This window comes from Ruegeria sp. BE3 (genome assembly GCF_056538865.1).
This window is the reverse complement of sequence record NZ_JBQFTW010000007.1, coordinates 157,674-169,682: the sequence shown is the minus strand read 5'-3', so window position 1 is coordinate 169,682 and position 12,009 is coordinate 157,674. Positions and strand designations below refer to the sequence as shown.

Genomic DNA, 12,009 nt, shown 5'->3' with positions numbered 1-12,009 from the left:
AAACAAAATAAAGCGCACGACGAATCGCACGCTTTATTCCGTGGCTTTACTTAGGACAGATGTGCGGGATTTCCAAGGGGTAAAATGGTGCGATCAGCCACTCATGCTCTACTTTTGAACAGCTTGCAATTTACCACACCCGCCTAGCTGATAACGGGTTATCCGAATACACATACATGCGGCACCTCACAGCGACATTCGCGGTTTGAACCGGATGCTACGCCAAGATACAGTGACCACTCCGGATTTCGCTAAATTAGGCGAAAAACTGATGGTGCAGGTCGATAAGCCGTAGGTTAATTGCCCAGTGAGAACCGATTGATTGCATGAAGTTTGACGGTCAATTGCTCATTAGGTTCTAATGTGAATGTGGCAGCAATGATGTGTGCTCTCGGCAGAGGAACAATACTCGATGCTAACTGGTTTCACCCAAACAAATGTTTCGGTCGACCGTCCTTATTTTGCGAACTCTCTGGGCTCCTCGAAAAGAAAAGAGCCCCACCCAAAAGACTGTTATCGCGATGCTGCCGGGCGCGCTGAGTTTTGGATAAGCAAGCTATCAATGTGTTCCATTCGCCGGGCAAAGCTCTTTTCGAATGTGTGTTCAGCAGCGTAACTTCTTCCCGTGTCCGACCAAGACTTGATGCGGTCTCGGTTTCTATGAGCAAGCGCCACTTCTTGCGCAAGCGCTGTGGCATCCCCAATGGGGACGATGCAACCAGCGTCCACTCTCGCCAGCAGCCCATTCAGTGCCTCGTTGTCAAAACCCAATATCGGGGTGCCGTTGCCTAACGCTTCCATGTAGGCGCCTGCCGGGTCTCCCTGCACGTGCGGGCAGACCCAGATATCGACTTCGCGCTGCATGAATGGAGTAAGCTCTTTATAGTAATCCACAAATCCGTGGAACGTAAGAATGTCGTCAAGACCCATGGCAGCAGTTTCCGCCCTTAGGTCGTCGAGCAGGACACCGTCGCCAAATACATCAAATGTAAACGGGACACCCGTTTTTCGAATTTCTTGTGCAATTTTGGGAATATGGTGGGCACCTTTCATTCTATTGATCCGCCCTGACCAGGCAAGCCTAAGTGGCTCTTCTGATGTCAGACGAGCATGACGTGCGTCTTGCTTGTCTTCGCCAACCAGCATTTCATCGCCCAAACGACCATCAAAAAACAGCATGGCATGGTCATTAATCCGCCTATAGGCGTCAAAAGTTGGAGTTCCATTGCATTGTACTCCGGCCGCGATGCGTATGGCGGCTTGCTGTCGTCTCTCAAGGTTTCGTTCCCAGATCGTGCGCCGCAATCTTTTAATTGGGTTGCTGGTTTCCGCATGAACAATCTGCAATCTGGTGCGTAGGGAATACTCGCTGCCATAAACAACGGGCACGCCCAATTCTTGCCCCCAGCGTGAAAGATGAGTGGCGCGGTAACCGATACCCGCAACTGCAGCGGTCATGCTTGAAAGCGCTTGTCGCGCTTCGTCGCTTTCAAAATCCGCAACAACCAGATCAAAGGGCAAATCGGCTTGATCGACTTCAACGTTATCACCGCCCAGCAATCGATCGACATCTTCGTGCAAACGGGCTTCCGGAGCGGGCTCACAGACGCAGGTCAGCGGGCCGCTCCAGTGCCTCCCATGTGCCTCCATGCCGCTGATCTGACGACCCGCGAGAACAAATTTTCCGTTGGCGCGCTTGATCGCTAACACATTAGAAAACACACCAAATCGTCTTGAAGACATAAAATTACCCGAAGAAATAGCGTTGCACGCGGGCGAGGCTAGCGATCGACGAATTAAGAATCAAGCAGAGGTATAATCCACACGCCTCAGTCTTCCGTCATTGGGCCCAAGATCGAATCCAACATAGTCTCGATACTTCTCAAGCACGTGGATCAACCGACCGCATAGTGGCGTTGCCTGGTCGCTGGCCAGAAACTGGCAAAGCTCGGCGGCAAGATCAGGGGACACTCCGGCGCGACCGCCCGCGATGTCACCCGCCTCTTTGGCCTCTTCGGGAACCCGATCTTCATTTTCCAGAACTTCACGGGTCATTGCCGTTGCAACTGCGCCCGGCGCAAGGGCAAATAAGCGAATTTTCGACCCCTCCGCCTCCAGCTCCATTTGGGCGGTCTCGACCAAACGGAGTACCCCGGTCTTACTGACACCGTATGCCGCAAAACCCGCACGGGGCGCGGTAGAGCCGCCGCCTGAAAACTGTATCAGGACTCCGTTGTCGACTGGCCGCATGACCCGCAGCGATTCGCGAATGACATTGACGGCACCGATCAGATTGATTCTGATCGTCGCTGCAACCGCTTCCGGGTCTGTTTCCCAAATGGGGCCAATTGCGCCACGACCGCCCTGAATTGCCGCCGTGTTGATTACAATGTCCGGTTGTCCCGCGGTGGCCAGTACTGCCCGAACAGCCGCCGTATCAGTAATATCGCACACCTGCCCTTTGGCTCCGATTGCTCTGGCGGTGGTTGCGACCTCTTCTGGATTTCGGGCAGAAATTACAACATTATCCCCAATTTCTGCGAAGCTTTTGGCTACCGTCGCACCGATGCCACGTGCACCTCCAAAAACCACTACACTCCGTGACATTTGCCCCTCCGGTTAGTCAAAGACCTGCTAAAATTCTCTATAAAGAGCTATCTTTACAAGAAGTGATAAGCTAGTTCTTTAACCTGTCTAGAGCCTCTCGGGTGACGACTTTTTGTTATTCAGTTGTAATAAGAGTTGGTTTCCCGGTCAGTGAATTGATGTGTAACGGTTAACCATTTGGGATTTTACTATGGAATTGACGATTAAACTCTATGCCGATGGTGCAGATATCAATGATATGCTTGAAGCCAAGGCAAGCGGGAAGGTTTCGGGATTTACGACCAACCCGACACTTATGAAGAAGGCTGGGATTACGGACTACGCCTCTTTCGCCAAAGACGTATTAAACAAGATCACAGACGCGCCCATTTCGTTCGAAGTGTTTTCAGATGATCTGCCCGAGATGGAGCGTCAAGCGCGCCTGATCGACAGTTGGGGCGACAATGTCTATGTCAAGATTCCGGTGACAAACACAAAGGGTGAATTCACCGGCCCAATTCTCAAAAGCCTCAGCGCTGATGGGGTGAAGCTGAACGTCACCGCAATTTTTACCCTTGAGCAAGTCAATGACGTGCTGCAATCGTTGAGCCCCGAGACCCCCAGCGTGATCTCGATCTTTGCCGGGCGTATTGCCAACGCGGGCATTGACCCGATGCCGGTAATGAAAGCTGCTGTTGCTATGGCTGCTCGCTATCCAGCCGCCGAGGTTCTTTGGGCAAGCCCACGGGAAGCGCTGAACATTATCCAGGCGCAGGAGACTGGGTGTCATATCATCACCATCACTCCGGATTTGATTAAGGCGACCGGAACTTTCGGCAAGGATCTGGCTGAATACTCGCTTGAGACTGTGCAGATGTTCTATGACGACGCGACTGCGGCCGGATACACATTGTGAACAAACCACGTATTGTTATTACAGGCGTTGCCGGCTTTGTCGGCAGCAATCTGGCGGATTACCTGCTGGGCAGAGGATATCATGTCGTCGGAATCGACAATCTTGCCTATGGCCTGAAGAGCCAGATACCGGACGATTGTACGTTTCACGAGATCGATATACGTGATCCGCAGTTGATTGACGTGATACAGACAGGCGATGTGATTTTCCACCTTGCTGCCAAAAATTGTATCGCGGATTGCCAGGACGACCCGGTGGAGACGGCATCAATCAACGTGGCCGGCTCGGTCAATGTTTTTGAAGCGGCGCGGCGGAAGAAAGCGGCGAAGGTAATCTACGCTGAAAGCTCAGCCTTGTATGAAGGATCGCAGGTACTGCCGACGCCCGAGGAAGAACTGCATCCCAAAAGTTTCTATGCCATTTCAAAGGCGGCCTCGATGGCATTCGCTGACGCCTATTCGGAATATCATGGCGTTGCGACGACCGCGCTCCGCTATTTTTGCGTTTATGGCCCGAAGCAGGACTATAGACGGTCGATCCCACCGGTTATGAGTGCCTTTATTATGCGGTTGGCCGAGGGGAAGGCACCAACAATATTTGGAACAGGTGGAAAGCGCCGGGATTTCATTCACGTGGACGACGTAAATCGCTTTCACGAGCTGTGCATTACAGATCAGCGAACCAATGGCCAAGTCTACAATCTGGGCGCCGGCGAAAACTATTCCGTGCGCGATATATACGATCACGTTGCCGCTTTGATGGGCAAGGATTATCCGCCCGAACACAAGCCTGATCTGCCGGGTGAGGCTGAAGAGACGCTTGCCGATATCTCCCGCGCACGCGGGCTTGGTTGGAGGCCGCAGATAGGGCTTGATGCTGGCCTCAAGACCATGATCGACTATCTGGCCAAAGAAGGGTTGATCCGTCTGTGACCCTGATGCCCAAAGCCCTTGTCCTGGCCGCCGGGAAGAGCACGCGGATCGAACCGATCTCGGGTGGGCGTCCAAAACCGTTGTTGCAAATTGGCGGCGACGCGATTTTGGCACGTAACTTGCGCTGGCTCGCACGTGAAGGCGTGAAAGAGGTATTCATCAATCTTCACCATCGCCCCGAAGACATAACTGCCTTTGTCGGTGACGGACAGCAATTCAGCCTCTCGGTCTCATATTCGCATGAGCCTGAAATACGGGGTACAGCGGGCGCCGCAAAGCAGATTGGCGATAAATTCGGCGGTCGCTTTCTGGTGGTCTACGGCGACAACCTGCTTAATACCGACCTGAAGGCGCTGCTGGAAAAACACGAAGCAACTGGTGCGATCGCTACAGTTGCGGTCTTTGACCGCAACGTCCACCCTCATACCGGCATTGCCGGAGGTAGAGTCGCGGTGGATGATGCAGGCCGAATAGTGGAATTCGTCGAAGGCGCCGGCGATGAAATTTCTTCGCTCGTCAACGCAGGTATCTACGTGTTGGAACCGTGCGTGCTCGAAACAATTCCGTCTGCAAGCTTTTTTGATTTCGGGAAAGATGTATTTCCAGCGCTGTTGGCAGAAAATCAATCTGTCTATGCAGCGCCAGTTTCCGGCTATTGCCTGGGCATTGATACGCCCGAGTCTTTTTCCACTGCCGAAGATCTTGTTCAATCTGGAAAGGTCATTTTGTCATGATAATCACGCGTACACCGTTTCGAGTCACTTTGGGCGGCGGCGGTACAGATCTGCCATCATATTATGAGAAGGATGGCGGCTTCATCTTTGCCATGTGCCTGAATAAGTACATGTATGTCTGTGTGAACCGGCAAGTCGTAGATACCAAGGTCAGAATAAACTACACGCAGGCCGAAGAGGTCGATAACGCACGAGATTTGAAACATGAACTGGCGCGCGAAGCCCTCTTGCGCCATGGCTTCGATGAGCGGATTGAGATTTCGTCGCTCGCCGACATCCCGGCAGGCACCGGTGTGGGATCGTCCAGCTGCTATCTTGTCGGGCTCCTGACAGCGCTGCGCGCTCAAAAACGCGACTTTGTATCGATCCAGGAGGTTGCGGAAGAGGCCTGCGATATCGAACTCAATGTTCTCAACAAGGGTATTGGGAAGCAGGACCAGTATATGGCTGCCTTTGGTGGTCTAACACAACTCGACATCGCAAAAGACGGCACCGTCAAGGTTACAGAAGTTGATCTCGGTGAATCCGCGCTCGCCGACCTGACGGGCAATACGCATATCTACTATACCGGCACACGACGCGGTGCCGAAGCGGTGCTGAAAGATCAAGACGAAGCAATGAAAAAAGTTGCCCCCAAGGCGAGCGGGGGTGGTGGATCAAATCAGGTTCAGAACAGTCTCGATGCGATCAAGGATCTTGGCTATCGAATTCTGGATCAGATCAAATCGCAGGAATTCGACGAATTCGGCTTGTCGCTGCACGAGCATTGGATGAACAAACGGCGGATGTCTTCAAAGATTTCCTCTGATGGCTGGGACCAGCTCTACGACGAAGTGCGCGCCGACTACAATGTCTTGGGGGGCAAGATCATCGGGGCAGGAGGTGGTGGCTTTTTGATGCTTTATTGCGCCAAAAATCCCGCAAAGCTCGAGGCGTATATGGCCGCGCGTGGAATGCCACGCATCCAATACGGCATCGATTTCGACGGCTCGACGACAGTCGCAAATATACGCGGTCGTTAAGGTGCGGACATGGCGGAACTGGATGGAACCTTAGGCGTAGCAGTCATCGGATGTGGTCTGATCGGCAAACGTCGGGCGGACGTGGCCGCGCGACATCCTAAAACGCGACTTGTGGCCGTTGCGGATGTTTTCGAAACGACCGCTCAGGAACTGGCCGCCGAACACCACGCCGAGGCTTTCACGAATTGGCGCGACGCGATCGCAGCGCAAGGCGTAGATATTGTTTGCGTGGCAACACCCAATGCGGGGCTGTCCGAGATTTCCGTGGTAGCGCTGGAAGCTGGGTGTCATGTGCTGGTGGAAAAGCCGATGGGCAGAAACCTGTCCGAGGCGCTTGCAATGCAGAAAGCGGCTGAGGCCACTGGACGGCGACTGAAGATCGGGTTCAACCATCGCTATCACCCTGCCCTGACCGAGGCACATCGCAGGATGACTGACGGAGTGATCGGCGACATTATCCATATTCGCGCCCGCTATGGCCATGGTGGGCGTCCAGGCTACGAAAAGGAATGGCGCGGAAATCGTGAAATGGCCGGTGGCGGAGAGTTGACGGATCAAGGCGTCCATATCATCGACTTGATTCACTGGTTCATGAAGGCAGAGCCAAACTCGGCCTACGGATGCCTTCAGACCGCAGTTTGGCCTTTGGGCGACCTCGAAGACAATGGTTTTGCCCTTTTGCGATGGCAGGACGGGCGGATTGCCAGTTTTCACACCGCCTGGACGCAATGGAAGAACCTGTTCTCTTTCGAGGTTTTTGGCACCTTGGGCTCCCTTGTGATCGAAGGGTTGGGGCGCAGCTATGGGACTGAGACGCTGACTCAAGCGATCCGCAGGCCTGAAGGCGGTGTACCGGATATGGAAACCCTCTCGTATGAAGGTGCTGACGAAAGTTGGGATTTGGAATGGCAGGATTTCCTGTCGGGAATCCAAACGGGAAATCCAATCTGGGGGGATTTCGCTGAAGGTGTCGGCGTCATGCGAACTTTGAAAGCGATATATGAGTCGTCCGAGACAGACATTCCGGTACAGCTGGAGAAGGTTTCGTGAAACGACCGGCGCTGTTCTTCGATCGCGATGGCGTTCTGAACGAAGTCGTCTCGCGTGATGGTGGTTGGTATTCGCCGCGCACCCTAGACGACTTTCGGCTTTCCGATGGGTTGTCTGAGGTCGCAGACCGGTTGCATTCACGTGAATTCCCAGTGCTCGTTGTCAGCAATCAACCCGATGTTGCCCGCGGAAAACTGACTGAAGATACCTTGGGCGAGATGAACGCAAGGATCGAGGCCGTGCTTGGCCCCGATCAGATATATTGCTGTACCCATGATGACGCGGACAATTGCAATTGCCGAAAGCCGAAAGCCGGTGCTTTTCTTGCCCTAGCAGACAAATGGCAGATCGACCTGGGTCGCAGTGTTTTGATCGGTGATACCGCCAAGGATATGCTGGCAGGAACCGCCGCCGGAATGACCACTATTCTGATTCATACCTCTTACAACAACGGGGTCGAGGCTGACCACCACGCGGACACATTGTTGGGGGCCGTAGATATCGCCCTCGACACGATCACATAGCAGAAAGGACTGTTTCATGGACGCAATTGACGAATTTTTTAAGAATGCTTCTGACATCATCGCAACGCTTGATCGAAAGACCTGCGCTGACATGGTCGATCTGATTGTGCAGGTGCGTGCGCGAGGCGGGCGGTTGTTTTTTGTCGGATCGGGTGGTGGCGCAGGTCATGCCAGTCACGCGGTCAACGATTTCCGAAAGATTGCTGGAATCGAATGCTATACGCCAACCGATAATGTTTCCGAGCTAACGGCACGGATTAACGATGACGGCTGGGACAGTTCTTACGCCAACTGGCTCAAAGTCAGCCGAATTCGCAAAGAGGACGCTGTTTTTGTGTTCTCCGTAGGCGGCGGTAGCAAGGAAAAGAATATCTCTATGAACCTTGTTGAAGCCATGCAACTTGCCAAGGACGTTGGCGCTTCGGTCATGGGCGTTGTCGGTCGAGACGGCGGGTATGCAGCCGAGGTGGGTGATGCCGTTCTGGTAATCCCGAGTTTAGGGGATGTCACCGCTCAGGTAGAGAGCTTTCAGGCCGTGGTCTGGCATATGCTGGTCTCACATCCAAAGGTGCTGATGAACGAGATGAAGTGGGAATCCGTTGAATAGCCAATCTGGGATTAGCGATCGGATTACTGACGACATGGGTTCAGTTAGCTTGTTTGTCTAATGGCAATTAACGAGACCCAGTGTTGTTTCGACGAGTTGGTCCGAGCGATGATGACTTTCGATCGAAGATAAGAAAAAGTCCCGGGCAGTTCACACCACTCGGGACCAATTCTTTGTAGTTCTGCGCTCGGGCTTATTCGCCGGATGCTTCCGCAACATCGACGGTCACGCCAGGGCCCATGGTCGAGCTCAGCGCGATCTTCTTCATATAGGTGCCTTTGGCGCCCGAGGGCTTGGCCTTGGCCACAGCCGAGACGAAAGCGCGGACGTTTTCGGCCAGCTTGGCTTCGTCAAACGACGCTTTGCCAACACCTGCGTGCACGACGCCGCCTTTTTCCGCCTTGAACTGAACTTCACCGCCCTTGGCTGCTTCCACGGCCGCTTTCACGTCCATGGTCACGGTGCCAACTTTGGGGTTCGGCATCAGGTTGCGGGGGCCCAGAACTTTACCCAGACGGCCAACGATCGGCATCATGTCCGGGGTGGCAATGCAGCGATCGAATTCGATGGTGCCGCCCTGAATGGTCTCCATCAGATCCTCTGCGCCAACGATATCTGCGCCTGCTTCTTTCGCTTCATCAGCTTTGGGGCCACGAGCAAATACAGCAACGCGCATCGCTTTGCCGGTGCCGTTCGGCAGGCCGACAACGCCGCGAACCATCTGGTCTGCGTGACGGGTGTCAACGCCCAGGTTCAGAGCGATCTCGATGGTCTCGTCGAATTTCGAGGTTGCATTGGCTTTGACCAGGGCAACTGCTTCGTCTACCGACAGGTTTTCCTTGCCAGCGACAGCTTCGCGCGCAGCGCGGGTACGTTTACCGAGTTTTGCCATCTTACTTCACCTCGATGCCCATGGAGCGGGCCGAGCCCAGGATGATCTGCATTGCGCCTTCGACGTCGTTGGCGTTCAGATCTTTCATTTTGGCTTCGGCGATTTCACGAACCTGCTTCGAAGTCACGGTTGCCACGGTCTCACGACCAGGGTTTTCCGCGCCACGGGGACGGTTACGCTTGCCAACCGGCTTCAGGCCTGCCGCTTTTTTCAGGTAGTAAGACGCGGGCGGCGTCTTGATGTCCATGGTGAAGGACTTGTCCTGATAATAGGTGATCACGGTCGGGCAAGGTGCGCCTTGCTCCATGTCTGCGGTCTTGGCGTTGAACGCTTTGCAGAATTCCATGATGTTGATGCCGCGCTGACCCAGCGCCGGACCAACTGGCGGCGAGGGGTTCGCCTGACCTGCAGGAACCTGCAGCTTCATTGTACCAGCAAGCTTCTTGGCCATTTGGTTTTCCTTTCAACTTAGGCAGGACGCGTCCCACCCAGATTATGTTGCGTGGTCCGATCCGGGATCGCGATCCCAGCAACCTCCCACGAGAGAATCTCGCCCGAAGACGATAGAGGCGGCATTTAAAGGGGAATGCGAGGGTTGGCAAGGGGCTGGCCCGCTCGAATGCCGCGCAATCGAATCGAGCCCTCGCGGATTTCATTCAACTCACCAACTGCAGAGCGCAATAGACAAGGAAATACAAGCTACGGACAAACCAACAAGGCCCAGAAATACCTGGATAAGTCGGTGAGTTGGGCAACTCTTGGCCTTTGTCTCACATTAACACTTGTGGCTGTGCTATAGTCTTTGGAAATGGATTGGTTAGTGGAGGTTAACTATGATCATTCGTATATTGATAACACTGGGCATCGTGATTTCTTTTGCAACATCCACACCTCAGACCGCACGTGCAGACGCAGGCGAAATCCTGGGCGGCGCAGTTGTTGGTGGCGTCATCGGTTATGCCATTGGTAAAGAGCAAGGCAAGAAACAGCAGGCTCGGACGACAACCACACGAACCTACCGGTCAGGCATCCCGTCCACCACCCAAGGAGCCCAGACACAGACGGCGCTCAATTACTTTGGATACAATGCCGGTCGTGTCGACGGGCAGGTCGGTCGCGGAACCCGCTCGGCAATCGAGCGGTATCAGGCATCCATGGGCTATCCTGTGAATGGCTATGATTTCCAGCCTTATCAGTATGACTTCCTGCAGCAGGCATATTACTGGGCAACAAGCGGTGGACAGGCAGCCACCCAGCTTTCGGGCCAGCCGCTTTTGATGGAATACCGCCGACAGGTACAATCAGGGTCTTCACTGGCCGCGGTGCCTCAGGCTCCGGCACAAGCGATACCGGTTATCAAGCCCCAGACGGCTGAGCCGGAAGCGAGCACTGCCGAAACAACGTCTGCAAGTCTGCCAAGCCTGTTTTCTGGTGGTGCCGGGGGTCCGTCGCTGGCCAATCGCTGTAGCGGGGTCATGCTGCAAACCTCGACCAATGGCGGCTATACGACGTTGTCGAACATGTCCGATCCTGACTTTGCGCTCAGCGAACAGTTTTGCCTTGCCCGCAGCTATGCGATGGCGCGCGGCGAAGATCTGATGCAGGACATCCAGGGGCTGACGCCGGATCAGGTGAGCGCCCAGTGCGCCTCTTACGGTGAGATGTTGGCACCACAAGTTGATGCCCTGTCCATCAGTTCAAAATCTGAGGCTGAAACTCAGGTTCGCAAACTGGCATTGGATTCAGGGCTGAGCCCCACTGATCTTGCCGCGACAAGCAAGGTCTGCCTGGCGATGGGATACCGACAGGACAACATGGACACCGCCGTTGGCTCTGCGCTGATGCTTGTTGCTATGGGGGAACCGGCCTACGGAGAACTGATTGGGCACCACCTGCGCGAAGGTTTTGGTGTGCAGGAACGCCGCGACCTTGCGATGCAGTGGTATGATGCGAGCCTGTCCGCACTGGACGCCGGATCGCAAGCTGTCTTCCTGCCATCCCAGACCGACCGTCCGCAGCTCTTGCGCGCGGCGATGACGCAGTCGCAATAAGGCGGTAAGCGAAACAGTATCGCCGTCTTCATATCGGAATCAGAAACGCCGCGGCGCATGTTGCATCGCGGCGTTGTAGTTTTTTGCAGCAAAGCTTGATCAGCTCTGTTTGGTCACCTGCGTGAAGTCCAACTCGACCGGTGTTTCCCTACCGAAGATCGAGACCGAGACCTTCAGCTTCTGGTTCTCGTCGTCCACGCCTTCGACCATACCGTCGAAATCTTCGAACGGGCCGTCGTTGACCTTGACCTTCTCGCCGACCTCAAAGGTGATCATCAGCTTCGGCGCTTCTTCACCTTCCTGAACGCGGTTGAGGATCTGGTTCACTTCGGCGTCACGCATCGGCATCGGGCGGCCCTGCGGGCCCAGGAAGCCGGTTACGCGGTTGATCGAGTTGATCAGGTGATAGCCCTGATCCGACATTTCCATATGCACCAGCACGTAGCCCGGCATGAAGCGGCGCTCGGTGGTGACTTTCTTGCCCCGGCGCACTTCGATCACCTCTTCGGTGGGCACCAGAACCTCGTCGATATCGTCCTCAAGGCCCTGTTCAGCCACCGACGTGCGGATCTGTTCTGCGATCTTCTTTTCGAAATTCGAAAGAACGCTGACCGAGTACCACCGTTTCGCCATGAACCTGTCGTCCTTGTTTGCCTTCGGGCCGCGGCTAAGCGCACCCCTCGTTAAAATCCAAT

At 54.5% G+C, this 12,009-nt stretch carries 13 protein-coding genes; 8 read left to right on the top strand and 5 right to left on the bottom strand.

The features are described from left to right. Positions 1–513: 513 nt before the first annotated feature. Complete coding sequence (locus ACR0AZ_RS16300) at positions 514–1,743, bottom strand: glycosyltransferase (RefSeq protein ID WP_480667882.1); 1,230 nt, start codon at positions 1,741–1,743, stop codon at positions 514–516. A 60-nt stretch (positions 1,744–1,803) separates the two neighbouring features. Then, positions 1,804–2,607: an SDR family NAD(P)-dependent oxidoreductase gene (locus ACR0AZ_RS16295; RefSeq protein ID WP_480471818.1), complete on the bottom strand. Its 804-nt coding sequence runs from the start codon at positions 2,605–2,607 to the stop codon at positions 1,804–1,806. Between the two features lie 190 nt (positions 2,608–2,797). Here ACR0AZ_RS16295 and ACR0AZ_RS16290 point away from each other — a divergent pair, with 190 nt between their 5' ends. From ACR0AZ_RS16290 to ACR0AZ_RS16260, 7 genes are read left to right on the top strand one after another with little or no spacing between them, the layout of a single operon-like run. Further along, positions 2,798–3,502 carry a transaldolase gene (locus ACR0AZ_RS16290; protein WP_480471817.1) on the top strand — a complete coding sequence of 235 codons (705 nt, stop codon included), beginning with the start codon at positions 2,798–2,800 and terminating at the stop codon, positions 3,500–3,502. Then, positions 3,499–4,434, top strand: a complete 936-nt coding sequence (locus tag ACR0AZ_RS16285) for an NAD-dependent epimerase/dehydratase family protein (RefSeq protein WP_480471816.1) — start codon at positions 3,499–3,501, stop codon at positions 4,432–4,434. The genes ACR0AZ_RS16290 and ACR0AZ_RS16285 overlap by 4 nt, the downstream gene beginning before the upstream one ends. Before the next feature lie 5 nt (positions 4,435–4,439). Next, positions 4,440–5,168, top strand: a complete 729-nt coding sequence (locus tag ACR0AZ_RS16280; protein ID WP_480471815.1) for a nucleotidyltransferase family protein — start codon at positions 4,440–4,442, stop codon at positions 5,166–5,168. Next, positions 5,165–6,190 (top strand): GHMP family kinase ATP-binding protein, encoded by a 1,026-nt coding sequence (locus ACR0AZ_RS16275; RefSeq protein ID WP_480471814.1) that lies wholly within the window; start codon positions 5,165–5,167, stop codon positions 6,188–6,190. Before ACR0AZ_RS16280 ends, ACR0AZ_RS16275 begins: the two co-directional genes overlap by 4 nt. 9 nt (positions 6,191–6,199) lie before the next feature. After that, positions 6,200–7,240: a Gfo/Idh/MocA family protein gene (locus tag ACR0AZ_RS16270; RefSeq protein WP_480471813.1), complete on the top strand. Its 1,041-nt coding sequence runs from the start codon at positions 6,200–6,202 to the stop codon at positions 7,238–7,240. Then, on the top strand, positions 7,237–7,764 hold the full coding sequence (locus ACR0AZ_RS16265; RefSeq protein ID WP_480471812.1) for a D-glycero-alpha-D-manno-heptose-1,7-bisphosphate 7-phosphatase: 528 nt from the start codon (positions 7,237–7,239) through the stop codon (positions 7,762–7,764). Before ACR0AZ_RS16270 ends, ACR0AZ_RS16265 begins: the two co-directional genes overlap by 4 nt. Before the next feature lie 16 nt (positions 7,765–7,780). Continuing rightward, positions 7,781–8,371, top strand: coding sequence for an SIS domain-containing protein (locus ACR0AZ_RS16260; RefSeq protein WP_480471811.1), 591 nt, complete (start codon positions 7,781–7,783; stop codon positions 8,369–8,371). A gap of 193 nt (positions 8,372–8,564) precedes the next feature. Here the strand turns inward: ACR0AZ_RS16260 and rplA are convergent, their stop codons facing one another. Beyond that, on the bottom strand, positions 8,565–9,263 hold the full coding sequence (gene rplA / locus ACR0AZ_RS16255; RefSeq protein ID WP_171119843.1) for a 50S ribosomal protein L1: 699 nt from the start codon (positions 9,261–9,263) through the stop codon (positions 8,565–8,567). A gap of 1 nt (position 9,264) precedes the next feature. Then, positions 9,265–9,714, bottom strand: coding sequence for a 50S ribosomal protein L11 (gene rplK, locus ACR0AZ_RS16250; protein WP_037314971.1), 450 nt, complete (start codon positions 9,712–9,714; stop codon positions 9,265–9,267). A 382-nt stretch (positions 9,715–10,096) separates the two neighbouring features. On the opposite strand from rplK, the gene ACR0AZ_RS16245 reads away from it, so the two are divergent. Continuing rightward, positions 10,097–11,314 carry a peptidoglycan-binding domain-containing protein gene (locus tag ACR0AZ_RS16245; protein ID WP_480667881.1) on the top strand — a complete coding sequence of 406 codons (1,218 nt, stop codon included), beginning with the start codon at positions 10,097–10,099 and terminating at the stop codon, positions 11,312–11,314. A 99-nt stretch (positions 11,315–11,413) separates the two neighbouring features. Here ACR0AZ_RS16245 and nusG read toward each other — a convergent pair whose 3' ends face one another. Then, positions 11,414–11,947, bottom strand: a complete 534-nt coding sequence (gene nusG, locus ACR0AZ_RS16240; protein WP_039539910.1) for a transcription termination/antitermination protein NusG — start codon at positions 11,945–11,947, stop codon at positions 11,414–11,416. Positions 11,948–12,009 lie beyond the last annotated feature (62 nt).

Excerpts from the sequence above, each read along its gene's own strand:
- ACR0AZ_RS16295 (WP_480471818.1), bottom strand. The coding sequence starts at position 2,607 with ATGTCACGGAGTGTAGTGGTTTTTGGAGGTGCACGTGGCATCGGTGCG.
- ACR0AZ_RS16270 (WP_480471813.1), top strand. The coding sequence starts at position 6,200 with ATGGCGGAACTGGATGGAACCTTAGGCGTAGCAGTCATCGGATGTGGT.
- ACR0AZ_RS16290 (WP_480471817.1), top strand. The coding sequence starts at position 2,798 with ATGGAATTGACGATTAAACTCTATGCCGATGGTGCAGATATCAATGAT.
- nusG (WP_039539910.1), bottom strand. The coding sequence starts at position 11,947 with ATGGCGAAACGGTGGTACTCGGTCAGCGTTCTTTCGAATTTCGAAAAG.
- ACR0AZ_RS16300 (WP_480667882.1), bottom strand. The coding sequence starts at position 1,743 with ATGTCTTCAAGACGATTTGGTGTGTTTTCTAATGTGTTAGCGATCAAG.
- ACR0AZ_RS16260 (WP_480471811.1), top strand. The coding sequence starts at position 7,781 with ATGGACGCAATTGACGAATTTTTTAAGAATGCTTCTGACATCATCGCA.
- ACR0AZ_RS16275 (WP_480471814.1), top strand. The coding sequence starts at position 5,165 with ATGATAATCACGCGTACACCGTTTCGAGTCACTTTGGGCGGCGGCGGT.
- ACR0AZ_RS16245 (WP_480667881.1), top strand. The coding sequence starts at position 10,097 with ATGATCATTCGTATATTGATAACACTGGGCATCGTGATTTCTTTTGCA.
- rplK (WP_037314971.1), bottom strand. The coding sequence starts at position 9,714 with ATGGCCAAGAAGCTTGCTGGTACAATGAAGCTGCAGGTTCCTGCAGGT.
- rplA (WP_171119843.1), bottom strand. The coding sequence starts at position 9,263 with ATGGCAAAACTCGGTAAACGTACCCGCGCTGCGCGCGAAGCTGTCGCT.
- ACR0AZ_RS16280 (WP_480471815.1), top strand. The coding sequence starts at position 4,440 with ATGCCCAAAGCCCTTGTCCTGGCCGCCGGGAAGAGCACGCGGATCGAA.